Source organism: Caballeronia sp. LZ033 (assembly GCF_031451265.1).
Classification (GTDB): Bacteria; Pseudomonadota; Gammaproteobacteria; order Burkholderiales; family Burkholderiaceae; genus Caballeronia.
This window is the reverse complement of sequence record NZ_JARUXQ010000001.1, coordinates 3,040,746-3,067,207: the sequence shown is the minus strand read 5'-3', so window position 1 is coordinate 3,067,207 and position 26,462 is coordinate 3,040,746. Positions and strand designations below refer to the sequence as shown.

General features: G+C 65.1%; 33 protein-coding genes. 20 read left to right on the top strand and 13 right to left on the bottom strand.

Features of this window, described 5'->3' with window-relative positions; genetic code table 11:
* Positions 1 to 228: 228 nt before the first annotated feature.
* A complete protein-coding gene (locus tag QCE62_RS14335) occupies positions 229 to 1,467 on the top strand; it encodes an MFS transporter (RefSeq protein ID WP_309918982.1) in 1,239 nt (412 codons plus the stop codon).
* 333 nt (positions 1,468 to 1,800) lie between these two features.
* On the opposite strand, the gene QCE62_RS14330 is transcribed toward QCE62_RS14335, so the two are convergent.
* Complete coding sequence (locus QCE62_RS14330; protein WP_309918980.1) at positions 1,801 to 2,499, bottom strand: FadR/GntR family transcriptional regulator; 699 nt, start codon at positions 2,497 to 2,499, stop codon at positions 1,801 to 1,803.
* A 375-nt stretch (positions 2,500 to 2,874) separates the two neighbouring features.
* Here QCE62_RS14330 and garL point away from each other — a divergent pair, with 375 nt between their 5' ends.
* The 4 genes from garL to gudD all read left to right on the top strand — a co-directional run bounded on the left by garL (position 2,875) and on the right by gudD (position 7,618).
* On the top strand, positions 2,875 to 3,660 hold the full coding sequence (gene garL, locus QCE62_RS14325) for a 2-dehydro-3-deoxyglucarate aldolase (RefSeq protein ID WP_309918978.1): 786 nt from the start codon (positions 2,875 to 2,877) through the stop codon (positions 3,658 to 3,660).
* Between the two features lie 48 nt (positions 3,661 to 3,708).
* Complete coding sequence (locus tag QCE62_RS14320; RefSeq protein ID WP_309919864.1) at positions 3,709 to 4,623, top strand: 2-hydroxy-3-oxopropionate reductase; 915 nt, start codon at positions 3,709 to 3,711, stop codon at positions 4,621 to 4,623.
* A gap of 354 nt (positions 4,624 to 4,977) precedes the next feature.
* Positions 4,978 to 6,222 (top strand): MFS transporter, encoded by a 1,245-nt coding sequence (locus QCE62_RS14315; protein WP_309919861.1) that lies wholly within the window; start codon positions 4,978 to 4,980, stop codon positions 6,220 to 6,222.
* A gap of 46 nt (positions 6,223 to 6,268) precedes the next feature.
* Positions 6,269 to 7,618, top strand: a complete 1,350-nt coding sequence (gene gudD / locus QCE62_RS14310; RefSeq protein ID WP_309918975.1) for a glucarate dehydratase — start codon at positions 6,269 to 6,271, stop codon at positions 7,616 to 7,618.
* A gap of 2 nt (positions 7,619 to 7,620) precedes the next feature.
* Here gudD and QCE62_RS14305 read toward each other — a convergent pair whose 3' ends face one another.
* The 3 genes from QCE62_RS14305 to QCE62_RS14295 form a co-directional block, all read right to left on the bottom strand.
* Entirely contained in the window at positions 7,621 to 8,448 is an 828-nt protein-coding gene (locus tag QCE62_RS14305) for a DUF72 domain-containing protein (protein WP_309918971.1), read from the bottom strand.
* An 18-nt stretch (positions 8,449 to 8,466) separates the two neighbouring features.
* On the bottom strand, positions 8,467 to 8,733 hold the full coding sequence (locus tag QCE62_RS14300) for a cupin domain-containing protein (RefSeq protein ID WP_309918968.1): 267 nt from the start codon (positions 8,731 to 8,733) through the stop codon (positions 8,467 to 8,469).
* 101 nt (positions 8,734 to 8,834) lie between these two features.
* On the bottom strand, positions 8,835 to 9,137 hold the full coding sequence (locus QCE62_RS14295) for a hypothetical protein (RefSeq protein ID WP_309918966.1): 303 nt from the start codon (positions 9,135 to 9,137) through the stop codon (positions 8,835 to 8,837).
* Between the two features lie 478 nt (positions 9,138 to 9,615).
* On the opposite strand from QCE62_RS14295, the gene arsC reads away from it, so the two are divergent.
* Both arsC and QCE62_RS14285 read left to right on the top strand, forming a co-directional pair.
* Positions 9,616 to 10,038 (top strand): arsenate reductase (glutaredoxin), encoded by a 423-nt coding sequence (gene arsC / locus QCE62_RS14290; protein WP_309918963.1) that lies wholly within the window; start codon positions 9,616 to 9,618, stop codon positions 10,036 to 10,038.
* A gap of 146 nt (positions 10,039 to 10,184) precedes the next feature.
* Complete coding sequence (locus QCE62_RS14285) at positions 10,185 to 10,463, top strand: hypothetical protein (RefSeq protein WP_309810525.1); 279 nt, start codon at positions 10,185 to 10,187, stop codon at positions 10,461 to 10,463.
* 45 nt (positions 10,464 to 10,508) lie between these two features.
* Here QCE62_RS14285 and QCE62_RS14280 read toward each other — a convergent pair whose 3' ends face one another.
* On the bottom strand, positions 10,509 to 11,003 hold the full coding sequence (locus tag QCE62_RS14280) for an MgtC/SapB family protein (protein WP_309918961.1): 495 nt from the start codon (positions 11,001 to 11,003) through the stop codon (positions 10,509 to 10,511).
* Between the two features lie 172 nt (positions 11,004 to 11,175).
* On the opposite strand from QCE62_RS14280, the gene QCE62_RS14275 reads away from it, so the two are divergent.
* On the top strand, positions 11,176 to 11,550 hold the full coding sequence (locus tag QCE62_RS14275) for a RidA family protein (RefSeq protein WP_404984773.1): 375 nt from the start codon (positions 11,176 to 11,178) through the stop codon (positions 11,548 to 11,550).
* Here the strand turns inward: QCE62_RS14275 and QCE62_RS14270 are convergent.
* Complete coding sequence (locus tag QCE62_RS14270) at positions 11,547 to 12,155, bottom strand: alpha-ketoglutarate-dependent dioxygenase AlkB (protein WP_309918955.1); 609 nt, start codon at positions 12,153 to 12,155, stop codon at positions 11,547 to 11,549. The two genes, QCE62_RS14275 and QCE62_RS14270, sit on opposite strands and share 4 nt — an antisense overlap.
* Before the next feature lie 180 nt (positions 12,156 to 12,335).
* Here QCE62_RS14270 and QCE62_RS14265 point away from each other — a divergent pair, with 180 nt between their 5' ends.
* On the top strand, positions 12,336 to 12,737 hold the full coding sequence (locus QCE62_RS14265) for a response regulator (protein WP_309918952.1): 402 nt from the start codon (positions 12,336 to 12,338) through the stop codon (positions 12,735 to 12,737).
* Between the two features lie 21 nt (positions 12,738 to 12,758).
* Here the strand turns inward: QCE62_RS14265 and QCE62_RS14260 are convergent, their stop codons facing one another.
* Entirely contained in the window at positions 12,759 to 13,565 is an 807-nt protein-coding gene (locus QCE62_RS14260; RefSeq protein ID WP_309810512.1) for an endonuclease/exonuclease/phosphatase family protein, read from the bottom strand.
* Between the two features lie 48 nt (positions 13,566 to 13,613).
* The gene (locus tag QCE62_RS14255) at positions 13,614 to 14,135 is read right to left on the bottom strand and encodes a hypothetical protein (protein ID WP_309918948.1); all 522 of its coding nucleotides are present in this window, start codon (positions 14,133 to 14,135) and stop codon (positions 13,614 to 13,616) included.
* Between the two features lie 356 nt (positions 14,136 to 14,491).
* Between QCE62_RS14255 and QCE62_RS14250 the strand changes: the two genes are divergently transcribed.
* From QCE62_RS14250 to QCE62_RS14220, 7 genes are all read left to right on the top strand, one after another.
* Positions 14,492 to 15,469, top strand: a complete 978-nt coding sequence (locus QCE62_RS14250) for an AAA family ATPase (protein ID WP_309918946.1) — start codon at positions 14,492 to 14,494, stop codon at positions 15,467 to 15,469.
* Between the two features lie 185 nt (positions 15,470 to 15,654).
* Positions 15,655 to 16,755 carry an NAD(P)/FAD-dependent oxidoreductase gene (locus QCE62_RS14245; protein WP_309918945.1) on the top strand — a complete coding sequence of 367 codons (1,101 nt, stop codon included), beginning with the start codon at positions 15,655 to 15,657 and terminating at the stop codon, positions 16,753 to 16,755.
* A gap of 131 nt (positions 16,756 to 16,886) precedes the next feature.
* Positions 16,887 to 17,204 (top strand): high-potential iron-sulfur protein, encoded by a 318-nt coding sequence (locus QCE62_RS14240; RefSeq protein WP_309810502.1) that lies wholly within the window; start codon positions 16,887 to 16,889, stop codon positions 17,202 to 17,204.
* Between the two features lie 270 nt (positions 17,205 to 17,474).
* A complete protein-coding gene (locus QCE62_RS14235) occupies positions 17,475 to 18,764 on the top strand; it encodes an MFS transporter (protein WP_309810500.1) in 1,290 nt (429 codons plus the stop codon).
* A 10-nt stretch (positions 18,765 to 18,774) separates the two neighbouring features.
* Entirely contained in the window at positions 18,775 to 19,086 is a 312-nt protein-coding gene (locus QCE62_RS14230) for a cupin domain-containing protein (protein WP_309810496.1), read from the top strand.
* A 92-nt stretch (positions 19,087 to 19,178) separates the two neighbouring features.
* Positions 19,179 to 19,577 (top strand): hypothetical protein, encoded by a 399-nt coding sequence (locus QCE62_RS14225; RefSeq protein ID WP_309918942.1) that lies wholly within the window; start codon positions 19,179 to 19,181, stop codon positions 19,575 to 19,577.
* Positions 19,577 to 19,846 carry a Txe/YoeB family addiction module toxin gene (locus tag QCE62_RS14220; protein WP_309918939.1) on the top strand — a complete coding sequence of 90 codons (270 nt, stop codon included), beginning with the start codon at positions 19,577 to 19,579 and terminating at the stop codon, positions 19,844 to 19,846. Before QCE62_RS14225 ends, QCE62_RS14220 begins: the two co-directional genes overlap by 1 nt.
* Before the next feature lie 21 nt (positions 19,847 to 19,867).
* Here QCE62_RS14220 and QCE62_RS14215 read toward each other — a convergent pair whose 3' ends face one another.
* Both QCE62_RS14215 and QCE62_RS14210 read right to left on the bottom strand, forming a co-directional pair.
* Positions 19,868 to 20,137, bottom strand: coding sequence for a hypothetical protein (locus QCE62_RS14215; RefSeq protein WP_309918937.1), 270 nt, complete (start codon positions 20,135 to 20,137; stop codon positions 19,868 to 19,870).
* An 82-nt stretch (positions 20,138 to 20,219) separates the two neighbouring features.
* Complete coding sequence (locus QCE62_RS14210; protein WP_309918934.1) at positions 20,220 to 20,975, bottom strand: Mut7-C RNAse domain-containing protein; 756 nt, start codon at positions 20,973 to 20,975, stop codon at positions 20,220 to 20,222.
* A 52-nt stretch (positions 20,976 to 21,027) separates the two neighbouring features.
* On the opposite strand from QCE62_RS14210, the gene QCE62_RS14205 reads away from it, so the two are divergent.
* The 4 genes from QCE62_RS14205 (at position 21,028) to QCE62_RS14190 (ending at position 23,656) form a co-directional block, all read left to right on the top strand.
* Positions 21,028 to 21,942, top strand: coding sequence for an NAD(P)-dependent oxidoreductase (locus QCE62_RS14205; RefSeq protein WP_309919858.1), 915 nt, complete (start codon positions 21,028 to 21,030; stop codon positions 21,940 to 21,942).
* 102 nt (positions 21,943 to 22,044) lie between these two features.
* A complete protein-coding gene (locus tag QCE62_RS14200; RefSeq protein ID WP_309918931.1) occupies positions 22,045 to 22,686 on the top strand; it encodes a LysE family translocator in 642 nt (213 codons plus the stop codon).
* Between the two features lie 162 nt (positions 22,687 to 22,848).
* Entirely contained in the window at positions 22,849 to 23,283 is a 435-nt protein-coding gene (locus QCE62_RS14195; protein ID WP_309918928.1) for a hypothetical protein, read from the top strand.
* A gap of 7 nt (positions 23,284 to 23,290) precedes the next feature.
* Entirely contained in the window at positions 23,291 to 23,656 is a 366-nt protein-coding gene (locus QCE62_RS14190; RefSeq protein WP_309918921.1) for a response regulator, read from the top strand.
* A gap of 221 nt (positions 23,657 to 23,877) precedes the next feature.
* On the opposite strand, the gene argC is transcribed toward QCE62_RS14190, so the two are convergent.
* From argC to QCE62_RS14175, 3 genes are all read right to left on the bottom strand, one after another.
* Complete coding sequence (gene argC / locus QCE62_RS14185) at positions 23,878 to 24,831, bottom strand: N-acetyl-gamma-glutamyl-phosphate reductase (RefSeq protein WP_309918918.1); 954 nt, start codon at positions 24,829 to 24,831, stop codon at positions 23,878 to 23,880.
* 46 nt (positions 24,832 to 24,877) lie between these two features.
* Positions 24,878 to 25,510 carry a flavodoxin family protein gene (locus tag QCE62_RS14180; RefSeq protein ID WP_309919855.1) on the bottom strand — a complete coding sequence of 211 codons (633 nt, stop codon included), beginning with the start codon at positions 25,508 to 25,510 and terminating at the stop codon, positions 24,878 to 24,880.
* Positions 25,511 to 25,692: 182 nt separating this feature from the next.
* Positions 25,693 to 26,283: a YbhB/YbcL family Raf kinase inhibitor-like protein gene (locus QCE62_RS14175; protein WP_309918915.1), complete on the bottom strand. Its 591-nt coding sequence runs from the start codon at positions 26,281 to 26,283 to the stop codon at positions 25,693 to 25,695.
* Positions 26,284 to 26,462: the final 179 nt, after the last annotated feature.

The window sequence follows — 26,462 nt, the reverse complement described above, 5'->3', positions numbered from 1 at the left end:
GCCGCGCGGCGCCCCCCGCCGGCCCCCGCCCCCCCCCCCCCCCCCCCCCCCCCCCCCGCCCCCCCCGCGCCCCCCCCCCCCCCCCCCCCCCCCACGCCCGCATTCTGTTTTCTTCCCTTCGCGCCGGCATTGTTCAGCCGCGCCGGTATCTCTGTTCAAGCTTCGATGCTTTTTCCCGCGCCGTACCGCGCCTAAAGTGTCCGACTTCAATCTGGCATTGGTGTCCTCATGCAAATCGAACCACCCGCTGTTTCAACCTCTTCCGAAGGAGGCTCGACGACGCTGCGTCAATGGCTCGCCGTGCTGGCCGTGGCGGTCAGCGCGTTCGCCTTCGTCACCGGCGAATTCCTGCCGGTGGGCCTGCTGCCGCAGATCGCACAGGATCTCGGCGTGTCGCCCGGCGTCGCGGGCCTGATGATCACGACACCCGGCGTAATGGCCGCGATCTTCGCGCCGACGCTCATCGTCAGCGCCGGCCGCATGGACCGCCGCTACGTGTTCCTGCTGCTCACCGCGGTGCTGCTGCTGTCCAACATCGTGTGCGCGATGGCCACGAACTTCGCGCTGATGCTCGCCGGGCGCGCGCTGCTTGGCGCCGCGCTGGGCGGCTTCTGGACACTCGCGACGGCGGCCGCGCCGCGACTCGTGCAAGGCCGGGACGCAGCCAGGGCCACGGCAATCATCCTGACCGGCGTGACCTGCGCGACGGTCATCGGCGTGCCGCTCGGAACCTTCATCGCGTCGTTTGCCTCGTGGCGCATGTCGTTCGCAGCCACCGCCGGCCTGGTCGCGGTGGCGCTGCTCGCGCAGGCGCTGCTGGTGCCTGCGCTGCCGTCGGCATCGGCGCTGCGCGTCGCCGACTTCAGGACGCTGCTCTCACGCCCGCATACGCGTCTGAGCATGCTGATGGTCGCGCTCGTATTCGGCGCGCACTTCTCGACCTATACCTACATCGCACCGCTGCTCGAACAGGACTTCTCGCTCAGCGCAATCACGCTGCTGCTGTTCGGCTTCGGGCTGATCGGCTTCTTCTCCAATGCGCTAATGTCGATGGCGGTCTCGAATCACCTCAAGAAGTCGGTCGCCGTGATGGTCCTGCTGCTGCTCGGCGCCATGTCGTCGATGCTGCTGCTCGAACACTCGCTCATCGGCGAGACGGCGGGGATGCTTTTGTGGGGCGTCGCCTTCGGCGCGCTGCCGTTGTGTTTCAGCGTCTGGATCCAGCGCGGCACCGCGGACCTGCCCGAAGCCGGCTCGGCGATGTTCGTGAGCATCATTCAGGTGGCTATCGCCGCGGGCTCGGCGGTGGGCGGCGCGCTCGTCGATCGCGCCGGCGTGCAGGCCGACTTCACGCTGGGACTCGGGCTTGCCGTGCTGGGCCTCGTCATCCTGCAACGGCTCGCCTCGCTCGAGCGGCCCGCAAAAGCGGCGTCGTTCAAACAGACCTGCGACGCATCCGTCGACTGATCGACGGCATAGATGGCTTTATCGGGCATCTGGCGCCGCCGGGCGCCGGATGCCGCACCTGTGGACAAACTTGTTGAAACGTCATGGCACTGACTGTTTGCGGATTCTGAACAACTCGGCGTAAACGCGGGCGAGCCGAAAGTTGTTCCGGGTTCACGCCGCAACCGGCCGCGATATACCGAACTTGTTTACTTGCTAAGTCACTGACGCGAAACGGCCGGCGAGAGTTGTCCACGGAAATGCGCGGGGCTTGTTAACTACTACCACGTATACATACACGTTCTTCTGTTTACTTAGAGAAGCAGAGGGCGCTGCTCAAAACAGGCGCGGCCTTCACGCCGCACCATGCACCTGTCTCAGGCGTTCACGGCTGTTGCTCAGATGCATGCGCATCGCGGCGCGCGCATCCTCGGCGTCTTGTCGCACGATCGCCTGGTAGATCGCCTTGTGCTCGGCAAGCACATGACGCAAATGTTCGATCTGATCCAGTTCCGCAATCTCCGCCTTTCCCAGACGCGTGCGCGGACTCACGCCGCGTCCCATCTGGCTCAGCACGTCGTGGAAGTAGCGGTTGCCGCTCGCCCGTGCAATCTGCAAGTGAAACTCGACGTCGTGCTGAAGGACATCGGTGCTGCCGCTCGCCAGTTGCGCCTCGAATTGCCCGAGCGCGGCTGAAATCTGCTTCAGATGAGTTTCGGTGCGCCGGCCTGCGGCGAGCGCTGCCGCCGCGCCTTCCAGATCGATGCGGAATTCGATGATCGCCATGATGTCGAGCAGGCTCGACAGGTCCGCGTCCTTCAGGCGCATCGCCTCGCGTTCCTCAGGTGCTCGGATGAAGGTGCCGATGCCATGGCGCGTCTCGACGACATTCGCCGCCTGCAAGCGCGACACCGCTTCCCGAACGACCGAGCGGCTCACCGACAGCTGTTTCATCAGCGCGACTTCGGTGGGAATCTTGTCGCCGGGACGCAGGATGCCGCGCTCGATATGCTCGAACAGGGTGGAGACGACTTTATCGGTGAGACTGGGCATGGCGATTCGCGGTTGGAAACAGGGAGTGGATGCGTGGTCGGACATCCGCAAGCGGCTGGCGGCAAGACGATGCTCATCGACGACGAGCCGCACAGGAGCAGGCATCCAGAGATGTCCGACAACGCATCATCCCGCGTGACAGCAGGTTGGTCAAACCAGCGGCGGCAGACAGCCTTGAGCTTGCATGTTATTAGACATCGTACAATTAGAAGATCACACGGTTACGCCATCAAGGCTTATGGTTGTAGGTGGTTAGGGTTTACATGCCTGTCACAAGGGCAAGATTAAACGGTACTCTGTGTTAAGACGTCTGATGACCTTGCCATTCAGACGTACCGGTTTCCTATCGTGTCGCTGCCGTCACAGGAGGCATCAATGTCGTCATCCTCGCCCTACCAGGCCCTGCCCAACGCCTTCCGGACTTCCGTGCGCGAGCGCAAGCGGCTGATCGGCTGCTGGATGTCGCTGGCCAGTCCCATTGCCACGGAACTCATCGGCGTGGTGGGCTTCGACTGGATGCTGCTCGACGCCGAACACACCCCCAACGACCCGCTCACGCTGATCCCGCAGCTCATGGCGCTGAAGGACAGCATCAGTGCGCCCGTGGTGCGGCCGCAGGCCAACGATGCCATCGCCATCAAGAAGCTGCTGGACATCGGCGTGGTCAATTTCCTGATCCCCTTCGTCGACAGCGCCGCCGACGCGCAGCGCGCCGTGGCCGCAACGCGTTATCCTCCGCAAGGGGTGCGCGGCGTATCGGTCGGGCATCGGGGCAACCGCTACGGCACGGTGCCGGACTACTTCGAGCAGGCGAACGACAACATGTGCGTCGCGGTGCAGATCGAGAGCCGCACGGCGGTGGCGGCAATCGACGAGATCGCCGCGGTCGAGGGCGTGGATGCGCTGTTCGTCGGCCCGTCGGATCTCGCGGCGTCCTACGGTCATCTCGGCAACCCGAATCATCCCGACGTGCAGGCGGCCATCGCACACGTATTCGAACGCGCGCGCGCCGCGGGCAAGCCGAGCGGCATCCTGACGCCCGTCCGCGAAGAGGCCGAGCGCTACCTCGCGATGGGCAGCACGCTCGTCGCCGTGTGCGCCGATCTGGGTCTGCTCAGGAACGCCGCGCAGGGCGTGCGCAAACACTTCATTCCCGAATGAGCTGAGTTAGCCGAGTGAGCAGCAGGTTCGGCGAACCGGCATCGAAGCATCGACATCAAGGAGCGATACATGCAAAAGGCAGGCTTTATCGGACTGGGCATCATGGGCAATCCCATGGCGGCCAACCTTCTCAAGAACGGCGTGGCGCTCGCGGCCTACACGCGCAGCGGCGTGCCCGCCGACCTGACCCAGGCGGGCGCCAGCGCGTGCGATTCGCCCGCCGCAGTGGCCGCGCAGGCCGATGTCATCTTCATCATGGTGCCGGATACGCCTGACGTCGAAAAAGTGCTGTTCGGCGAGAACGGCGTCGCAGGGAAACTGAAGGCCGGGCAGATCGTCGTCGACATGAGCTCGATCTCGCCCATCGCCACGCGCGAATTCGCGGCGAAGGTGCGCGAGAAGGGCGCCGATTATCTCGATGCGCCCGTCTCCGGCGGCGAAGTCGGCGCCAAGGCGGCGTCGCTGACGATCATGGTCGGCGGCGCGCAGGGCACGTTCGACAAGGTCAAGCCGCTGTTCGACATGATGGGCAAGAACGTCTCGCTGATCGGCGAGGTCGGTGCCGGGCAGGTCTGCAAGGTCGCGAACCAGGTGATCGTCGCGGCGACCATCGAGGCGGTGGGCGAGGCGCTGCTGCTGGCGTCGAAGGCCGGCGTCGATGCCGAGAAGGTCCGCACCGCGCTGATGGGCGGCTTCGCGTCGTCGCGCATTCTCGAAGTCCACGGCGAACGCATGACCAAGCGCACGTTCAATCCGGGCTTCCGGATCGAACTGCATCAGAAGGATTTGAACCTGGCGCTTTCCACTGCGCAGTCGCTCGGCGTCGCGCTGCCGAACACGTCGACGTGCCTGCAGCTGTTCAACGCGTGCGCGGCGCATGGCGGCAAGGCATGGGATCACTCGGGCATGGTGCGCGCGCTGGAAATCATGGCAAATCATGAGATCGGGCAGGGCGAGAAGTAAGCGTCGTCTCTTCCTTCGCATCATCGACACTGCCGGCCTTGGGCCGGCAGTGTCGTTTCTGACGGCTCCCTTGACGCGGTGATTAAGTCATCGGACGTCTTAGCTTGTGCAATCAAATCCACCGATAATGAGCGCGCAAGAAGGCTTAAAACCCTTATAAACATTAGTTTGCGGGGTAGCGGGTAAACGCGCGCTAGCGTCGCGAGGGCATCGATCCTAAAATGTCATCAGACAACGTACCACGCGGTGCGATCAGGAGACATTCCGTTGAACACCGACTTCGCCAGTCCCGACGCCGCCCTCGAATCGGCCAGTTCCAAGGTCAAGCGCCACATCCTGCCCCTGTTCCTCATCATGTTCATTGCGAACTACATCGACCGCGTGAACGTCGGCTTCGTCAGTTCGCACCTGCAGACCGACCTGGGCATCGGCGCGGCCGCCTACGGCCTCGGCAGCGGCCTGTTCTTCGTCGGCTATGCGCTGTTCGAGGTGCCGTCCAACGTCCTGATGCAGAAGTACGGCGCGCGCGCGTGGCTCACTCGCATCATGGGCACGTGGGGAATCGTCGCGGGCGCGATGGCCTTCGTCTGGAACGACACCTCGTTCTACGTGCTGCGCTTCCTGCTGGGCATCGCGGAAGCCGGCTTCTTCCCGGGCGTCGTGTACTACTTCACGCAGTGGCTGCCGCAGAAGGAACGCGGCAAGGCCATCGCCATCTTCCTGGGCGGCTCGGCATTCGCTTCGATCCTGTCGGGACCGGTGACGGGCGGACTGCTGTCGATTCGCGGTCTCGGCCTGCACGGCTGGCAGTGGATGTTCCTGATCGAAGGCGCGTTCTCCATCTTCCTGTGCGGCGTGAGCTGGATGCTGCTGAAATCGCGCATCAGCGACGCGCACTGGCTCAGCGCCGACGAGCAGCGCGCGCTGCAACGGACCCTCACCGCCGAGCAGGCCGCGCGTGAGGCCGTGACCGGCGCGCACGTGCCCGCCATCAAGCTGCTGAAGGATCCGCAGATCCTGCTGTTCTGCATCCTCTACTTCGCGATCCAGCTGACGATCTACGCCGCGACCTTCTGGCTGCCGACGATCATCCGCAAGATGGGCGGCCTGAGCGACTTCCAGGTGGGACTGTTCAACGCGATTCCGTGGCTCATCGCGATGATCGCGATGTACTGCTTCGCGCTGCTGTCCGCGCGCTGGCGCTTCCAGCAGGCGTGGCTCGCGACGGCGCTCGTGATCGCGGCCTGCGGCCTGTTCGCGTCGACGACCGGCAACGCGGTGCTGTCGTTCGTCGCCATCTGTTTCTCGGCGATCGGCTTCAAGGCCGCTTCGTCGCTGTTCTGGCCGATCCCGCAGGGCTACCTCGATGCGCGCGTTGCGGCGGGCGTGATCGCGCTGATCAATTCGGTCGGCAATCTCGGCGGTTTCTTCGCGCCGGCGACTTTCGGTTATCTCCAGCAACACACGGGCTCGGTATCGGGCGGTCTGTATGCGCTCGGCGTCGCGTCGCTGATCGCGGCCGCGGCGGCCTTCTTCACCCGCAACCGCCGCGCGGATCATCCGCCCGGCGCACATGCAACGCAGCGCGCCGCGCACTGAATCTACCCGCCGAACGCGCAACCCTTCTTTTCTCAGGATCACGATCATGTCCACTCAAGCAGTCAAGCCCAACGCCACACCGACCGTCACCGAATTGCGCGTCATCCCGGTCGCGGGCCGCGACAGCATGCTCATGAATCTCTCGGGCGCGCACGGCCCGTTCTTCACGCGCAATCTTGTGATCCTGAAGGACAGCGCGGGCAATACGGGCGTCGGCGAAGTGCCGGGCGGCGAGAACATCCGCAAGACCATCGACGATGCGCGCGCGCACGTGGTCGGGCAGTCGATCGGCAACATGCAGGCGGTGCTGAACGCGGTGCGCACGGCGTTCGCGGATCGCGACGCGGGCGGACGCGGCCTGCAAACCTTCGACCTGCGCACGACGATCCACGCGGTCACCGCGCTCGAGGCCGCGCTGCTCGACCTGCTCGGCAAGCATCTCGGCGTGCCGGTGGCCGCGCTGCTCGGCGAGGGCCAGCAACGCGACGAAGTGGAAATGCTCGGCTATCTGTTCTATATCGGCGATCGCAACAAGACGGATCTGCCGTATGCATCGGGCGCGGATGGTCAGGACGACTGGGAGCGCTTGCGTACCGAAGTGGCGTTGACGCCGGAGGCGGTCGTGCGTCTTGCCGAAGCGGCCCAGGCACGCTACGGCTTCAACGATTTCAAGCTGAAGGGCGGCGTGCTGGCCGGCGATGCGGAAATCGAAGCGGTGACGGCGCTGGCCGAACGCTTCCCGGAAGCACGCGTGACGCTCGATCCCAACGGCGCGTGGTCACTGGCGGAAGCCATTCGGTTGTGCCGCGACCAGCATGACGTGCTCGCCTATGCCGAAGACCCGTGCGGTGCGGAAAATGGCTACTCAGGCCGCGAGGTCATGGCAGAGTTCCGCCGCGCGACCGGCCTGCCGACGGCCACCAACATGATCGCCACCGACTGGCGCCAGATGGGCCACGCGATCCAGCTTCAATCCGTGGACATTCCGCTGGCCGATCCGCACTTCTGGACGATGCAGGGTTCGGTGCGCGTCGCGCAGATGTGCAACGACTGGGGCCTGACGTGGGGTTCGCATTCGAACAATCACTTCGACGTGTCGCTCGCGATGTTCACGCACGTCGCCGCAGCGGCGCCGGGCAAGATCACGGCCATCGACACGCACTGGATCTGGCAGGACGGCCAGCGCCTGACGCGCGATCCGCTGCAGATCGTCGGCGGCAAGGTGAAGGTGCCGCAGGCGCCGGGGCTGGGCGTCGAACTGGACATGGACGAAGTCGAGAAGGCCCACGCGCTGTACCGGGAGCACGGCCTCGGCGCACGCGACGACGGCGTCGCGATGCAGTATCTGATCCCGAACTGGACCTTCGACAACAAGAAGCCGTCGCTCGTGCGCTGAGCCTATTTGTTCAGGCGTTCGATCAGCGCCATGGCGGCCGCCGGGTTGTGCACCTTGTGGCCGCTGATGACGTAGAGAAACACGTCGCGCGCGGCGGCCTTGGGCGGCGGCTTGCCGAAGGTCTGCAAGTCGTCCGGGGCCGCACCCGCCGCCCACGACTGCGCACGCGCGGTCCAGCGGTCGAGCGCTGCTTTCGCGTAGCCTTTCGCCTGCTTCTCCGTGGTGCCCATGATGCGTGCATAGACGAAAGGCGCCGTGACGTCCGCGATCTGCGGATACTTCGAATCGCCGGCCACCACTACAGCAACGCGATACTTGCGCGCCAGCGCGACGAAGGCCGGATCGCAGAAGCTCTCGTGCCGGACTTCGACCGCATGTCGGATCGTGCGTCCGTCCAGCTTCGCGGGCAGCAGTTCGAGAAAGCGCTCGAAATCTTCAGGGTCGAATTGCTTGGTCGCCGCGAATTGCCAGTTGATCGGGCCCAGCTTGTCGCCCAGTTCGAGCACGCCGCTGCCGAAGAATCGCTCGATGGTGTCGCCGGCTTCGGCCAGAACGCGTCGATTGGTCGCGTAGCGGGGCGCTTTCAGCGAAAAGACGAAATCGTCGGGTGTCTCGTCACGCCACTTGATGAAACTCGCGGGCTTTTGCGAGCCATAGAACGTGCCGTTCACCTCGATGCTGGTCAGCGCACGGCTTGCATATTCGAGTTCGCGTTTCTGCACGAGATCGGCGGGATAAAACGTGCCGCGCCATGGCTCGAATGTCCATCCGCCGATGCCGACGCGTATGCGCCCGCCTTTAGATTTCGAGGTCTGCTTGCGTGTCGCCATCGATATGTTCCGCTCCGCTTACCTGCGTCCGACCAGATAGCTGACGCCCTCGGGCCCGTATGTCTCCGAATGCTCAGTGTGTGCCGCGAGATGGAAGATGTCGCCCGCGCGATAGGTGTGGGCGTCGTCGCCGATGCGGATCGTGACCTCGCCCGACAGAATCAGGGCGCGTGCCTCGAATGGATGCGTGTGCAGAGCCAGTGCGCCGTCCGGATCGCGCGTGACCGTGACGACTTCGTCATAGCCGGCGCTCGAGAGTTGCGCGAGAAATTCTTCGCGGTGCATGTGGGCGACCCTTGGAAGAGTAAGGGACACGCCCGGCCGCTCAGGCCGGGCGCGTGTTCATGCACCTGATGCTAACGCAGTTGCCGGACGTTCGTGCCGGCTCAGTTTCCAAAGAAGATATTGCACTGCGGTCCGCGTGTGCAGGGCTTCGATGCAGAGCTGTCCATCGTGCCCATCGTCGTCGCGCCGGCTGCGCCACGTGTCATCGGCGCGCCGCCATACGACATGTCGTCGGACTGATCTTGCATGGCGCTCTGCTGAGGCGCATTCGGATCGCTCCAGGTATCGGCGGTGGCCTGACCCGGCACTTGAGCCGTACGGTAATAGGACTGCTGGGCAGACGCCAGGCCCGCAGTGGCGAATAACGAGACGGCCAGCGCCGCCATGGCAATACGTGATCTCATGTCGACTCCTTGAGGAAAAGGCGCGCTCGCTTGTCGCCAGCCTGTCGCCTGTCGGCGGGATGCAGGCTGGCTGCTCGGCGCTGTTCACTGTTGCGGTTCGATGCTCCGCACAGAACGTGCCACGTGTCCTGATCTGCCATGCTTCGCCCGTGCTGCTGAAGGCCCCGGCGCCGGTTCTGGTCGGGCTGCGCGTGGCGCCGCGATGATGTCTGGCGCGGTTCGAATGCGATCCACCTCGCGCGCGGCATGTCGCGGGTGCGATGCAGACGGAGCGCCGATGCTCGCCGGTCAAGGCGGCGTGCTTCGTCGTTGCACAATTTGTTATAGGCCGCGCAGCGGCGAATGAACAGGACAATTGATCATGCCGCAGGAAGGGAGTCGGGGGCCTGTCGCTGACGTGGCGCGCATGTCATCCGCGCGCGAGGGTTCTAGAATGCGAGGCGTCACCCCTTCTCACGAACGCAAGGATTTCTCGATCATGACCGTCACCATCTATCACAACCCGAAGTGCGGGACGTCGCGCAACACGCTGGCGTTGATCCGCAACGCGGGCATCGAACCGACCGTGATCGAGTATCTGACCCATCCGCCCGCGCGCGAGACGCTGGTCGCGTTGATCGCGCGTGCGGGCTTGTCGGTGCGCGAGGCGCTGCGCGAAAAAGGCACGCCGTACGCGGAGCTCGGTCTCGACGATGCCAGTCTCACCGACGACCAGCTCATCGACGCGATGCTCGCTCATCCGATCCTCATCAACCGTCCTTTCGTCGATGCCCCCAAAGGCGCGCGGCTCTGCCGTCCGTCCGAGCTCGTGCTCGATATCCTGCCCGAGCCGCAGAAGGGGCCGTTCACGAAAGAGGACGGCGAAGTCGTCATCGATGCGTCCGGCAAGCGCGTGCGCTAGGTCACGCTGAAACCCATCGCGTCACCTGACCAGCGGTTGACCGTTACCTGACGTTACCTTTCTGGCAGACCCGTAGCACTTGTATCGCGAAGCGCTTCTTAGACTGCTCCTGACTCACCCGGCACGAGGTGCAAGGAGAACGCGATATGAAAAAGAAACTTCTGGGTACGGCAATCGGACTGGCGGGGCTGGCGGCGCTCGCGATGTCGGCGGCGGCGAATGCGCATGTGGATGTAGCGGTTGGCGTCGGCGTGCCCGTGTACGCGCAGCCCGCCGAACCGGTGGGCTACTACGGTTATGGTCCCGGCTATCGGGAGCACGAGCGCTGGCGCGAACGCGAATGGCGTCGTCACGAATGGCGCGAACGTCACTGGCGTCATGAGATGCGCCGTGAAGATCGCTGGCACGAACGTCACGGCTGGTAAGCGGCAAGGCCTGCGACGGGTCAGGAAAGACCTGCCGCGCGCGGCTCAGATTTCCCCGACGTCGTCGTAGTTTTTGCGTTCGTGTTCCGGCTTGTTCATCCAGCGCCGCAACAGACGCTTCTCGACGACGCGTCCCGACACCATCAGCAGGATCATCAGCAGCATCGCGAGAAACGCGACGCTCCACACGCCCAGTCCGCAAACGATGCCGACCGCCGCGGTCACCCAGATCGATGCCGCCGTCGTGAGGCCGCGCACGCGGTTCTCGCGCGGATTCTGCAGGATCACGCCGGCGCCGAGAAAGCCGACGCCCGTCACGATGCCCTGCACCGCGCGGGAGACGTCGGCGTCGTCGGAGAGCGTCATGGAAAAGCCCTGTGCGCACATGGTCGCGAGGCACGCGCCGAGCGACACGAGCCCGAGCGTCTTCATGCCGGTCGGCTTGCCGTGCAGATCGCGGTCGATGCCGATGATGCAGCCGATCAACATCGCGGTCAGCATGCGCATCAGCGCGTCGGCGAGGATGGGATAAGGAAGCATGGAGCGTTCGATGGAGGCACGGGGTTCCGGTCATCTTCGCATCAAAGCTGACGCGGCGGTAAGGCAGGAGCGTTCATGCCCAATTTTGGCGCGCTAAGGTTCGAGGCTCCGCCACCCGACGCAACCCAACAGACGTTCAGGAGAAGAAGTGACGCAACTGCCCAGGTTCACGATGGTCGATGCCGCGCCGACGCCGGTCGGTCCTTTCTCGCATGCCGCGGAGGCGGATGGCTGGGTGTTCCTGACCGGCCAGATGCCGACCGACCCCGACGACGACGCCGCGCCGCTGCCCGAAGGCGTCGCGGCCCAGACGCGGCGCGTGATGGACAACCTGATTCTCGTGCTCGGCGGCCTTGGCCTGACGCTCGACAACGTCGTGAGCGTGCGCATCTTCCTGACCGAGTTCAAGCGCGACTACGACGCGATGAACGCCGTGTACCGCGCCTACTTCCTGCCGAAGCCGCTGCCGGCGCGTACTTGCATCGGCGTGACGGGGCTTGCGCGGGACGCGCTCGTGGAGATCGATTTCGTCGCGAAGCGGCCCTAAGCGCGGCTGGGTTTGCGCTTCGACGCATCGACCCAGCGGAAGGTGAGATTGATGCGCTCGCCGCGCACGCCCGGTTCCTTCGGCACGCGATGCACCCATTCGAGCTGGGTGCGTCCGCGCATCACCAGCAGGCTGCCGTGCGACAGCACGAGCGCATGCGTGGCATGGGTGCGCGCGTGACGGAATTCGAAGGTGCGTGTCGCGCCCAGGCTCACCGACGCGATCACCGGTTCAGGACCGAGTTCGCGTTCCTTGTCGGCGTGCCAGCCCATGCTGTCCAGCCCGTCGCGATAACGGTTCAGCAGCACGCTGTTGAAGCGCGCGCCGCAGGCCTCTTCGGCGCGCTCGCGCAATTGCGTGACTGCCGGCGTCCATGGCTGCGGCACGTTGCGGATGCCCGAGTACACATACACCGCATCGGGCTCGCCTTGCCACGCGGTCAGGCGCGGCAGCGGCACGCGCCCGCCGGGCGTGGTCATCGTGTCCTGTTGCCAGCGGACTTCGTCGAGCAGGGCGCCCATCAGGTCGGAGGCGGCGTTGGCCTCGATCCAGTCCGGATGCCACGCGATATCGGGCTTGGGGATGTCGTCGAAGAGATCGAACATTACAGGATGCGCAAGAACGGCGGCTCGTGAAGCAGTCACGATAGCAGAGCCCGCGCACGCCGGATTGCTCCGCCATTCTGTGGCGTGAAAGCGCTGTGCTACAGTCCCCGCACTATCTCAATATAGTTGCGCGAGCGCTGAAGCATGGGCCTCGCGCGACGACGAATCACGGGAATTCGCATGAACACCATCGCCGAAGCGGACGGCGGCGCGATGCAAGGCCGCCGCATCCTGCTCGTCGACGACAGCCTCGACGCGGCGCTCGCGCTCTCGATGCTGCTCGAAGCACTCGGACACGAAGTGCGCACCGAGCACGACGGCCCGCGCGCGCTTGCCGCCATCGACGACTTCACGCCGGATGTGGTCGTGCTCGATATCGGCTTGCCTGGCATGAGCGGACTCGAGGTGGCGCGGGAGATGAGGAAGCGCGATGTGACCAAGCACGTGCTGATGCTCGCCTTGACGGGCTGGGGTGGCGAGGCCGACCGTCAGGAAGCGCTGGCCGCCGGCTTCGATCATCATCTGACCAAGCCTGTCGGCATTGCGGAGATCGAAGCCGCGCTCGCCGGCAAGCGGAAGTAACCTCGGATCGAGGCGCCGCGCTCAGTCCACGCGCAGCCGCGCCATGTAGGGCAGGTGATCGGAGAGCCACGCGGTATCCTGCGTCGGCACGAGCCATTCGACTGGTTTCAGTCCGCGCACGAACATCTTGTCGAGCGCGAGCGCCGGCGAGAACGCCGGAAACGTACGGCCCGATTCCCCCAGCATGTTCGCCACTTCCTGCATGCCCAGTTCGGCGAACAGCGGCGTGGAGTCGTTGCGCCAGTCATTGAAGTCGCCCGCCAGCACGAGCGGTCCTTCGGGCGCTTCCTTCGCGATCCAGTGCGCGATCCAGTTCATCTGCCGCAAGCGCGCCTGTCTTGTCAGCGCGAGATGCGCGCACAGCAGCGTGATGGCGCGGCCGGCGAAGGTCGCGCGCGCGACCAGCAAACCGCGCCGTTCGAAGCGATGCGCGGAGATATCCCAGCGCCCCGACAGATCGAGCGGATGCGGCGACAGGATCGCATTGCCGTGCCGCCACGACGGCTTGAACACGTTCGGCCCCAGAGCGATCTGCAACTCGAGCGCGGTGGCGATTTCGGTGGCCTGGCAATGCCAGACATCGTCGAGCGGCGCGTTCAGCGGATTGCCGAAGCCGGTGGCGAGCATCGGCTGCGGCATGCGCCGCGCCATCGCTTCCTGGAGAAAATAGACGTCTGCGTTGGTGGTCTGCACCCACCGCTGCATCGCGTTCCACGCGCGCAAGCCGAGCGGCGAGCGGCCCTTGTGGAGGTTCCAGCTGACCGCCGTGAAATCCGGAGTGGCCGGATCAGCGGACGGGCCGGGCGGAAGATGTTCTGGGTTTCGCATGCGTTCTGTATCTTGTGCGGCGCGCCGGAAGCCATGTCGCCGCGGTTGTCATTGCGCCGCCGTGGAAGCGGGGAGCGTCGCGCGCACCCGGTAGGCGAGCGACGGATTGCTGTCGATGATCTGCCATTGTCCCCATTCGCCCGGCTTGAGCACGAGCCCCGGATGCGCGCCGCTTACCTGGCGCGGCACCGGCGGCAGCTTGCAGCCGGATGGTGACGCGCGCGTGCTGTCGTCCTGCAGGGTTTCCTGGGCGTCGATGGCGAGCGTGATGTCATCGGCGCTGGCGTGGGTCGGGGAGACGGTGAGCGTGCGTTGCAGATCGATCTCGCCCGCGGGTTGATCCGCGCAGCCCACGCGGTTCTGCACCTTGTTGTGATGCGTTTCCGTGCGGGCCTGTCCGACGTTCGTCGTGCCGGAGAAGCTGTCGATCTGCTGCCCGTCGCGCACGACCTGCAGTTCCCACTGCACCGGCTGCGGCGCCGTGCTCTGCGCGCAGGCGCTGAAGGCGGCGAGGCCGGCTCCTGTCGCAAGCGCGAGTTGTACAAAGGCGGTTCGTATCGTTGTAGGCATTGAAAGCGGCTCCTGCGCGCGGACTGTTCGGATGGCGGCGCGCCCGGCGGGCGGCCGCTGGATCGGCGTTCCTCGGCAACTTTCTCTGACACGGCGGCACGGCGCCGGTTCAGCGCGCCGCTGAAACACGCACGTGGGGCTGACCTGTACATCGCTCAACCCCGGCACTTGAAAGAGCATGTTTCGAACCCGCCCGCCGCGCGATCCCGACGATGATACTAGCCCACGCAAAACGCGGCTCTGTCGGTGAGGCCCTGTGCTTTGGATTGGCAGCACACGCGCGAGACTGCTCGCTTGCGCGGCCTTTTGGCGTCGCTACACTGGACTCACCGACCAGAACAAAGACGGGGTGCGACATGACGACGGCCGTGGTGAAACAGGAACTCGCGGTGGCATCGTTCAGCAAGGTCTACAGTCTCGACGACGTGGAGACCGCGCTCAACGAGTTGTCCGAGGGCGCAAGCGAAGCCTTGCGCGCCACCTACGAAAAAATGCTCAAGGTAGGCAATCTGCGCTTCTGCGTGAAGCCGAACCGCATGCCGTCCATCGACGACCTCGCTGCCAGCCTGCCGAATTTCGAGGAGCCGCTCGACGACATCCGCAAGCAGATCGCGCTGTGTCTCGAAACCGATGACCGGCTCGAACTCATGCCCATGCTGCTGCTCGGCGAACCGGGCATCGGCAAGACGCATTTCGCGAAACAACTGGCGCGGCTGCTCGGCACGACGTCTCACTATGTGGCGATGAGTTCGCTGACGGCCGGCTGGATCCTGTCGGGGGCGTCGTCGCAATGGCGCAATGCGAAGCCGGGCAAGGTCTTCGATGCCCTTGTGAACGGCAGCTATGCAAACCCCGTGATGACCGTCGATGAAATCGACAAGGCCACCGGCGACGCGCAATACGATCCGCTCGGCGCGCTGTACGCGCTGCTGGAGCACGACACGGCGCAGAGCTTCATCGACGAATTCGCCGAAGTGCCGGTGAACGCGGGCAACGTGGTGTGGATCGCCACCGCGAACGACGCGCGCGCGATTCCCGAGCCGCTGCTGAACCGCATGAACGTGTACGAGATTCCGCCGCCCGACCGGGACGGTGCGCGTCGCATCGCTCAGGCGATCTACGCCGAGATCCGCGAGGCACACGCATGGGGCGCGCGCTTCCCGGAAACCCTCGGGGATGCGCCGCTCGACGCGCTCACGCGGGCGTCGCCGCGCGGCATGCGGCGGGCGATGCTGAATGCATTCGGCAATGCACGTATCGATGGCCGGCATCACGTCGAGGCGCGCGACATTCAGCTCGACCGTCATTCGCACAAGAAAGCCATGGGTTTCTGAAAAGTCGAAAATGGCGAAATTGCCAAAAACGCTCCAAAAACCTGGCAATTTCGACATTTGGCGGCCAGATTCTTGCCTTTTTCCGAATTGCACCGGAAAACGATCCTAGTCGTGTGGGTTTGTTGTGTATTGCGCAATAGTCCCGAACGTAGAATAGCCAGGACGGAATGTGCGACGGACAAGACATGGATCGGATCGAGTGTGTGGTCATCGGCGCGGGCGCAGTGGGACTGGCCATCGCCCGCGCGCTGGCCTTGCGCGGGCGTGAGGTCATCGTGCTGGAGGCGGGGGAGGGGATCGGCATCGGCACGAGTTCGCGCAACAGCGAAGTCATCCATGCAGGCATCTATTACCCGCGCGGCTCGCTGAAGGCCGAACTCTGCGTGCGCGGCCGCGACATGCTGTATGACTTCTGCCGCGCGCATGGCGTGCCGCACCGGCAATGCGGCAAGCTGCTGGTCGCCACGGCGCGTAACCAGGTGCCGCAACTCGCGGCGCTGGAGCACAAGGGCACCGAAAACCGCGTGAAGGGTCTGGTGCGCATCAGCGCCGCCCAGGCGAAGGAAATGGAGCCGCAGCTGGAGTGCGTCGAGGCGGTCTTCTCGCCGCTCACCGGCATCGTGGACAGTCATCAATACATGCTCGCGCTGCAAGGCGAGGCCGAGCAGCACGGCGCGAACGTCGTGTTCCATACGCCGGTCACCAGCATCGATGCGCGCGAGGGCTGCTTCATCGTCGAGACAGGCGGCGCGTCGCCGGCGCGTTTCCGGGCGTCGTATCTGATCAACAGCGCCGGCCTGCACGCGAACGAAATCGCAAGTTCGATCCGCGGCCTGGATGACCGTCACGTGCCGCCGCTCTACTTCGCGAAGGGCAACTACTTCAGCGTCAGCGCCCGCACGCCCTTCGAGCGGCTCATCTACCCGATGCCCAACGAAGCCGGCCTGGGCGTTCATCTGACGATCGATCTCGGCGGCCAGGCGAAATTCGGCCCGGACGTCGAATGGGTGCCGACGCTCAACTACGATGTCGATCCGCGCCGCGCCGACTCGTTCTATGCCGCCATCCGCGCGTACTGGCCGGGCTTGCCCGACGATGCGCTGCAACCCGCCTACGCCGGCATCCGGCCGAAGCTCTCGGGACCGGGCCAGGCCGCCGCTGATTTCATGATCCAGGGCAAGTCCGCGCATGGCGTGCCGGGGCTCGTGAACCTGTACGGCATCGAGTCGCCGGGACTGACGGCATCGCTTGCGATCGGCGAGCGCGTGGCCGACATGACGCGCTAGATTACGGACGCCTTTCCGTCGATTCTTATCTCCGGCATTTGAGGTCCTCGACCCGCTTCCAGGTTGTTATGCTCGGTTGTCGCCGTCGCCAAGAACGGCGCAACCCCCAATACACCATGGAGTGAGTCACCATGAAGACATCACGTCGCACGTTCATTCTGACCAGCGTGGGCGTCGCCTCGACGCTCGCGCTCGGCGCCCGCACCGCGTTCGCCGCGGATGCGGCGAAGGTTACGGAGAGCGATCCCACCGCACAGGCGCTCGGCTACAAGGAAGACGCCAGCAAGGTGGACAAGGCCAAGTACGCGAAATATGCCGCCGGGCAGGACTGCGGCAACTGCCAGTTCTATCAGGGCAAGCCGACCGACGCCTACGCGCCGTGCCCGATGTTCAGCAACAAGCAGGTTGCGTCGAAGGGCTGGTGCAGCGCCTATGTGAAGAAGGCGTAACACGCCTCGCGACACCCCGTGCTGCGAACCGAAGCGCGCCCGGCCGCAAGTCCGGGCGCGCTTTTTCGTGTGCGCGATTCGCTTGATCGCGGATTAAGGCGTCTTTACACTCGCGAGGAAAAATCAGCCGCGCGTGCGAATCGGTGCAACAAAACGCGGACGGCACGAGACCAGCGGGGCCATGTTTCGAAGCCGCAACCGCAGCCGCAGCCCGACGCATGACGCCCGCATCCATGGCAATCATCGCAACCATCGACCTCAGGGGAACGCATGCCCGCCAGACCACTGAACGCGCGCGCCGTGACGGCGGCTGTCATCGGCAACGCACTGGAGTGGTACGACTTCACGGTCTTCGGCTTCATGACGGTCGTCATCGCGCGGCTGTTCTTCCCGAGCGCGAGCGACTATTCCTCGATTCTCCTGACCACCGCGACGTTCGGCGTCGCGTTCGTCATGCGGCCGGTGGGCGGCATCGTGCTGGGCCTCTATGCGGATCGCGCCGGCCGCAAGGCGGCGCTGACGCTGGTCATCGGCCTGATGACGCTGGGCATCTTCCTGCTGGCCATCGCGCCGCCGTACTCGGCAATCGGCATCGGCGCGCCGCTCGTCATCGTGTTCGCGCGGCTGCTGCAAGGGTTCTCGGCGGGCGGCGAGTTCGGCAGCTCGACCGCGTTGCTGATCGAGGCAGCGCCTTTCTCGAAGCGCGGTCTCTATGGCAGTTTCCAGATGGCGAGCCAGGCAGCGTCGCTGCTGCTCGGTGCGCTCGTCGGCGCGGCGATCACGCGCGGGCTGTCTCCGCAGGCGCTCGATGCCTGGGGCTGGCGGGTGCCGTTCATCTTCGGGCTGATCATCGGTCCGATCGGCCTGTACATTCGCCGCAGCATGTCCGACACCGAAGCCTTCCTGCACGCGCGCAAGACCGCGCGGCGCGCGACGCTCGGCGAGGTCTTCGGCAGCCATGGCCGCGAAGTGCTGTGCGGGCTCGGCGCCGTGGTCGCGCTGACGGTGACGGTGTATGTGCTGATCGCCTATCTGCCGACCTTCGCCGTCAAGCAACTGAAGCTGCCGCTCGGCCAGTCGTTCACGGCGCTGATCGTCGGCAATCTGCTGCTGACGGTGTTGTCGCCGATCGCGGGCGCGTGGTCGGACCGCATCGGGCGCAAGGGTTTGTCGCTGTGGTCGCTCGGCATCACGTTCGTCGTGATCTATCCGCTGTTCGCGTGGCTCGCGGCCGAGCCCAGCGTGCTGCGGCTCGTGATCGTTCAGGCGCTGCTGTCGATCGCGCTCTCGGGCTACTATGGACCGTTCGGCGCGCTCATCGCCGAGCTGTTTCCCGCGCACATCCGCTCGACCGGACTCTCGCTCGCGTACAACATCGCGGTGATGATCTTCGGCGGCTTCGGACAGTTCATCGTGACCTGGCTGATCCGCGTCACGGACTCTCAACTCGCGCCCACCTTCTATGTGATGGGCGGACTCGCGCTCTCGTTGATCGCGGTGGCGTGCATTCCCGCGACGCGCCACGCGGATGTCGACGAAGCGCGCGATCTCAATCGCTAGGCGGTATCGAATGAAAGTGATCGAAAGCGGCAAGTTCAAGGCGGAGCGCGCGTGGGGCGCGCTCGACATCTGCGTGATGAACGGCACCTCGTGCCGGCTGCACTGGACCGACACGCCCTACAAGTGGCACGTCAACGACGGCGAGGAAGTGTTCGCCGTGATGCAGGGCGAAGTGCGCATGCATGTGCGCGGTCCCGAGGGCGAACGCGTGCTCACGTTGCGCGCCGGCGATATCTTCCACGCGCAGGCCGGCGACGAACACTGCGCCGAACCGGTCGGCGAGGCGCGCATTCTGGTGATCGAAAAAGAGGGAAGCGTCTGAAAAAGCGCTGGCCGTTCGGACAGGTGGCGCGCTGAGGCGGCCGCCGGTGATACTGTGCCCGTCGATGTGCGATTCACGTGCGAGGGCAGGACATGGTCAGGACGGTTGAGTTGATCGAGCGCGAGTACGAAGCGGCGCGTGCGGCTGATCGGCTGGGCGAATGGGGAACCCTGCCGCTGCTCGAATCGGAAGAACTCGTCGTGATGTCGGTGCAGGCGCTGGCGCGCATCGCATGGCGCGTGGAAGAAGCGGAGCGGGAGCTGGACAAGCGCTTGATCGAGGAGTCGTTTGCGTGGTTCGAGTCGCTTGGCTATACGGAGGAGATATTGCTCTCTCCGGAAGATTTGCAGGGCGATGGTTCGACCACGAGGTCACGCGCTACGGTGGAATCTGACGCGCCGCGAAGCGCAGGCCAGGCGAAAGGACTGAAGACCGCGTTCGCCGGCTTTCTCGGAACGCTGTTCGCCAGACGCTTCGGGCAGGCCGGATGATGGCGCGCAGCATTCAGTTCTCGAAGCCAAGCTGGCATCACTACCATGCCTGGCGCGTGTCGGACGCGAAGATCTTCGAAAAAGTGACCGGGCTGATCAACGAGTGCTGCCGCAGCCCGTCCGCAGGACAGGGCAAGCCGGAACCGTTGCGCTACAGGAAGGCGTGGGTGCGTCGCATCGACGGGAAGCATCGCTTCGTCTATCACGTCACGGACGCGCAGCTTCTGATTTACAGCTGTCGCGGGCGCTGTGAAGACGAAGACAGCTAGCGTCCGCAACCGCGCCGGACCTTATCGTTCGAGCCCCGCCTTCACCAGCAATTCCGCCAGCACGTCGGTCATGTCGCCTTCGTGGGCCTCCGCGCGCTCCTTCAACTGCTTGACGAGCTTCTCGTCCAGCTTGCAGGCGAACGGCACGAGACCCTTGGCCTGATCGAGCTTGCGCTGTTCGCGGCGATCCAGCTTTGCTTCGTCAGCGGCGCCGATGCGGTTCTTTCCGCCCTGTTTGAGGTCGTTGGCAAGCTTGAATGCCTTGGTTTGTTCCAGCTGGAATTTGTTCACGCGATGCTCCGGGGCGGTTTGTTGCCAAAGTCTCGTATTGTACGGAACACGCAGTGGCCACCCGCGAAAAGCGTCGTGACCGTTAACGGTCCGCGTCGGCCAGTGCGTCGATGCGCGCCCGCATGCGGCGCCAGTGTGAGCCTTCCCAGAACACGCGGCGGCATACGTCGCAGGTGACAAAGCGCGTATGCCGCTCCCGCACGCCATCGGGCACACGGCCGTCGATCTCGCCGGGGCCGGCCGGACGCAACGGCGCATTGCACATCAGGCACAGCCGGAACGGCCGCGCGTGCGGCGTCAGGGCCAGCCTGTCCGCCAGCTCGTGCCATTGATCGTCGGCCTGTAACGCGCGCACATAACAGCCGTACAGCACCGTGCGACGCTTGAGCAATTCGCGGTCGCGCGTCAGCACGATGCGGCTCTCCGCCTGTGCAAGCCGCTCGATTTCCTCGTCGGGGAAGTTGTTGTCGTAGCGCGTATCGAAACCGGCGAGCCGCAGCAATTGCGCGAGACCACCGAGATGCGCATCGGCGATGAAGCGCAGATCGGCGGCACGCAGCGGCGGGCGCAACAGCAGTCCGCCACTGGCCATGTCCGTTGCCGCGCGCCTCGCCGGATGGATCTCGAAGAGATCGTCCGGTTCGATCTGCGCGTCGAAGCCCACCGGCCCGCCGTTCCTCAGGATCGCTCCCACTTCCGTGTGTGGCACGCCAAGCGCCTCGATCACATGCTTGGCCGAGGACGTCGGCGCGAACTGGCACGCGAACGTGCGCCCGCGCTGCGGCCGCGCGAGGAAGTCGTTCAATTCGCCGTGAAAGTGAAAGCGCGCCTCGACCATGCGGGCAGTATCGCATCGGGCGCTCCGGCGCGCTGCCGGTCGATGTGCTTAACTGAGGCTCGAACCGAAACGGGCCACGAAGGAGTCATGGGACATGGATATCGGATTTATCGGACTGGGCGAGATGGGCGGCGCGATGGCGAGCAACGCGCTGAAGGCCGGGCACACGGTGCGCGTGTGGAACCGTTCGCGCGACAAGACCCGTGCGCTCGCGGACCAGGGTGCATCGGTGGTGGATACGCCTGAACAGGCCTTCGCCGGCGACGCCGCGTTCTCCATGCTGGCCGACGATCACGCGCTGCGTTCCGTGCTCGTCGACGGCGCCTTGTTGCGGCGCGCGCCGAAGGGGCTCGTGCACGTGAACATGGCCACGATTTCAGCGGCGCTCGCCGTCGAACTGACGGAGCTGCACGCGCAGCACGGCATTGCGTACGTTGCCGCGCCCGTGCTCGGGCGGCCCGACGTCGCGGCGGCAGGCAAGCTCAACATCCTTGCGGCGGGCGCGGCTGACGCGATCGATCGCGTGCAGCCGGTGCTCGACGTGCTCGGCCAGAAGACCTGGCGCGTCGGCGATGAACCGCAGCAAGCCAACGTGCTCAAGCTCGCGGCGAATTTCATGCTGGCCTCGGCGATCGAGTCGTTCGGCGAAGCGGCCGCGCTGGTGACCGGCCACGGCGTGGCGTCCCGGACCCTGCTCGATGTCATCACGAACTCGCTGTTTCCGGGACCGGTGTACGCGGGCTACGGCAAGATGATCGCCGAGCAGCGCTATGAGCCGGCGCTCTTCAAGGCACGGCTCGGCTTGAAGGATGTACGCCTGGCCATCGCCGCCGGCGAGGCCGTCAATGTGCCGCTGCCCGTGGCAAGCGTCGTGCGCGACAATCTCGTCGATGCCCTTGCGCACGGCGACGGCGAGAAGGATTTCGCCGTGCTCGGTCAGGTGGCGGCGCGTCGGGCGGGACGCTGAAGGCTGGCTTTTTCACTCGGACAGCGCGTCTTCGGGATTTGCTTGCGCCGCTTCTCGCGGACGGCATAATGCGGATCCCTTTCCCTCTTCCGCTGCGCCGCAATGAACCTGCATGTCTGGTGGCTGTTCGTCGCCACTGTATTCGTCGTCTCCGCGATTCCCGGCCCCAACATGCTGCTCGTGATGACGCATGGCGCGCGTCACGGCCTCAGACGCTCGACCGCGACGATGGCCGGCTGTCTCGCCGCGCTGATCGCCATGCTGTCGGTATCGGCGGCGGGGCTGGGGGTGTTCCTCGAAGCCTGGCCACGTCTCTTCGATACCTTGCGCATGCTCGGCGCGGCTTATCTCGTCTGGCTCGGGGTGAAAAGCTGGCGCGCGAAAACCGGCGTGGTCGAGATCCGCGACGAAACTGACAGCGCCGGGCAGACCGTCCATTCGCCGCGTCGGTTCGGGCTCTTTCGCAATGGCTTCTTCGTAGCCGGCAGCAATCCGAAGGCGATCCTTTTCGCGGCGGCGCTGCTGCCGCAGTTCATCGATGCAAGCCATCCCGTTCTGCCGCAATTCGCGGTGCTTGTTTCGACTTTCGCGGTCATCGAGGTGAGCTGGTACGCGGTCTATGCGGGCTTGGGTGCGCGCATTGGCGACCGGCTCAGGAGCGCGAGCGTCGCGCAGGCCTTCAACCGTCTGACGGGCGGGGTGTTCGTCGGCTTCGGCGCGATGATGGCGCTGGTTCGCCACTGAGTGCTGCTGGACCAATCGTCTGCTCGAACGGGTGCACGATTTGCTCCAACAGGCATGCTTCATTCGGCTTCGAACAGACATTCGCTTTCGCCGGGCGGATAGTGGCGCTCGTCCACCGGTAGGCGGCGAACCCAACAAGAACAGATAAAAAGGAGACGCCTGATGCATTCCACTGTCCGACGCGTAACGCTGCTCGCGCTTGCCGGCGCCGCGCTTGCGCTGGCTTCGACCGCCCGGGCGGACGACTCGCCCAGTCCCTGTAGCGCGTTGAAGCGCATCGTGGCCGCCGCGCCCAATTTCGCGTCGCTGTCGGCGCTCGATGGCCGTCCCATCGCATTGCCCTACGGCGACGACGCGCAGTGCGCCGCGTCGCAGTCGAACTATCGCTGCACCTGGACGCCGCATGGCGGCGCGAGCGCCGATGCATTGCAGGGCGTTGCGGCGGACATCGCGGCCTGTCTTCCGGACGCGACGCACGATCAGAATTCGCCCGCCCGCCAGCATTTCTACCTCGGCGCACGCGGTGCGCGCACCAGCATTACGGCGGCGCAAGCCGGGTCGAACCGGCTGAAACTCGAAATTTCCGGAACACGTTGAGGCCATCGTGAGCAAGCGCATCCTCATAGCCGATGACGACGACGATGCGCTCGCAGGCCTCGCGAACCTGCTGACCGCGATGGGTCACGAAGTGGCGCTGGCGGGAAACGGGGCGCAGGCGGTGGAAGTGGCCGCGCAGTTCGCGCCGGATGTGGTGATCCTGGATCTGGGCATGCCGATGGTCGACGGTCTGGCGGCGGCGCGCGAGCTGCGGCTTCTGCCGCACGGCCACGCGATCATGCTGGTGGCGCTGACCGGCTGGGGGCAACCGCAGCATCGCGAGATGACGCTCGACGCCGGTTTCGACGTGCATCTCGTCAAGCCGATTGCTGCGGATCAGCTGCAATTCATCCTGTCGATGACACAGCCGTGAAGGCAGGACTGTGGAACCGGCGCAACAGCGTATGTTGCGTTGCATCATAAGCGCCGGTATAGTCGCTCCTGTCTCCTCCATGTCTCCACTGATATGGATTCAGCCCGCCAACTCGGCGGGCTTTTTTTTCGTCTGCGGCCTTTGATGCTGCAACGCACCAGACAACTAAAAGGCCGGTCCACATTGAAGTGGACCGGCCTTGTCTCATCCCGCAGGGGCAATCAGCGCGCGAGACCCGCTTCTTCGTCAGCGCCGATAGCCAGGTTCATGCACTGGATCGCCGCGCCCGACGCGCCCTTGCCCAGATTATCGAGCCGCGCCACGGTGACGAAGCGCTCATCGTTGCCGAACACGAAGATATCGACGCGATTCGTGTCGTTGCAGGCCTGCACGTCGAAGAAACCGGCGTCGAGGTTGCTGTCGGCGTCGAACGGCATCACGCGGACGAACGGCTCGTTGTTGTAATACTCGGCGAGCACGTCGCGCGCGTCCTGCGGCCTGGCGGGACGCGTGAGCCGGTCGGGCGAAAAGTACGTCGTGACGGCCAAGCCCTTGAGGAACGGACCGACGATCGGCGTGAAGACCGGCGCGCGCTTCAGTCCCGTGCGCACCGACATCTCCGGCAAATGCTTGTGCGTCAGGCCGAGCGCGTAGGCGCGCGGACTCATCAGCAGTTCATTGCCGCCCGCTTCATACTCCGCGATCATTTTCTTGCCGCCGCCGCTGTAGCCGGTGATGGAGTAGGCGTGGGCATCGAAATCGGCGGAGACGAGTCCGCTCGCGACCAGCGGCTGCACCGACAGCACGAATGCTGAAGCATGGCAGCCCGGCACGGCGATCCGTTTCGCCGTGCGCAGGCGTTCGCGCTGCGCGCGCGCCAGTTCCGGCAGGCCGTAGGCCCAGTCGTCCTGGGTACGGAACGCGGTGCTCGCGTCGATCATCACGGTGCGCGTGTTGCCGGAATCGACGAGTGAAACCGATTCGCGCGACGCGACATCCGGCAGACACAGGAACGTCACATCGGAGGCATTGATGAGGCGGCGGCGCTCCTCGACGTCCTTGCGCTTCGCATCCTCGATGCGCAACACCTCGATGTCACGGCGTTGCGACAGATATTCGAAAATCTTCAGGCCGGTGGTGCCTTCCTGTCCGTCGACAAATACTTTCGTGGTCATCTCGATCTCGCTGGTTCGTGCGGCCGCTCGCCGCAAAACCGCTATTTTAAGGCGATTCCGAGGCGGCCTCATGTCCGCCGCTTCCGCCGCTTCCGCCGCTTTCCGAGGCGGACGCATTGCCGGTCCAGCGAGCGGTCACGGCCGCGATGCGCGCGCCGAATGCCTTCGCGGTTTCGAGGTCGCCGCGCGGCGGCGCTTCATCAGGCGACGCGTCCGCGGGCGATTGCGTCAACAAGCCCGTGAAGCCGCCGATGAAGTTCAGGTCGTTGCGGGTGGCCGCCTTCGTGTTCGACGGCATCATGCCGGTGCCGGCCCAGATCATGCCGTGCTGCATCGCCAGGGTGACGAAGTAGGAGATGGTCAGGAACTTGTCGCCGTTCATGTGCGCGGAATTGGTGAAGCCCGCCGCGATCTTGTCCTTCCACTTCTGCGCGAACCAGGGTTTGGAGCTGGCGTCGGCGAATTTCTTGAAGTCGGCGGACGGTCCGCCCATGTACGTGGGCGCGCCGAAGACGATGGCGTCGGCGGCGTCGAGGTCGTTCCACGCGGCGTCGTCGAGATCCGCGACGGCGATCAGCTTGACGCTCGCGCCCGCTTCGGTCGCGCCGGCGAGCACGGCTTCGGCAACCTTTTTCGTGTGGCCGTAGCCGCTGTGATAGACGATGGCAATAGTCGGCATGATGGCCTTGTGTCTGTCCACGTCGGCCAGCCGGCGGTCAGCATGCATGGGAGGGCGCCAGCGCGCCTTGCCGGAATGTGACGCCGCCGGACGGTGGAGATCGGTGGGGAAGGGTTCCGGCCAGTCTAGCAAAGTCGGCCGAAGGCTTACCGGCGCAACCGCACGGTTCGCGAACGCTGTGGTCAGCGGCCGTAACTGAAAGTCAGCTGCGCAGTGGCAATGGCCATCGTGCGGATCTCATGCTCGAACATCAGCGCCGGGGTGCCCTGGCGCAGCCGCAGGTCGTCGCTGTCGAGCGCGTACACCGTCACCACGTAGCGGTGCGCCTTGCCGGGCGGCGGGCAGGGGCCGCCGTAGCCGTCGGTGTCCCAGTCGTTGCGGGCTTCGATCGCGCCCATCTTGCGCAGCACGCCCGATGCGCTCGCGTTGTTCGGCAGGCGCTCGGTGCCGCCGGGAATGCCCGCGACCGCCCAGTGCCACCAGCCGCGCCCGGGCGCGTCCGGATCGAAGATGGTCACCGCGAAGCTGCGCGTGTTCGCCGGCGCGCCGCGCCAGGAAATCTGCGGCGAGCGGTTGCCGCCCGTGCAGCCGGCCTGGTCGAACAGGAGATCGCGCCCGATCGGCTTGCCCGGCGCGAGATCCGTGCTGGTCACGGTAAAGCCGGCGTCGGCCGCCGCTGCGCGTGAAAAAGGCAGCGCCGCAGCAGCGCCGAGGATGAAAAGGACAGATGCGACCAGGCCACTCGATTCCCCGCTTCGACCAGTAAGGCGCATGGGCCGGACTCCTTTCAAAATCGTTGCGGTTAATCTGCGATTCGCTGACCGAAACGACGTTTTTTGTCTCATGGATGCGCTTCTTGACAGGTTGCAGTTTAACATTGCAACAAAGGTTTAAAGCCTTTATCGCTTGAGACTTAGCCAGTGGCCTGGGTTTGTTTGCTTTTGGGCGGAAA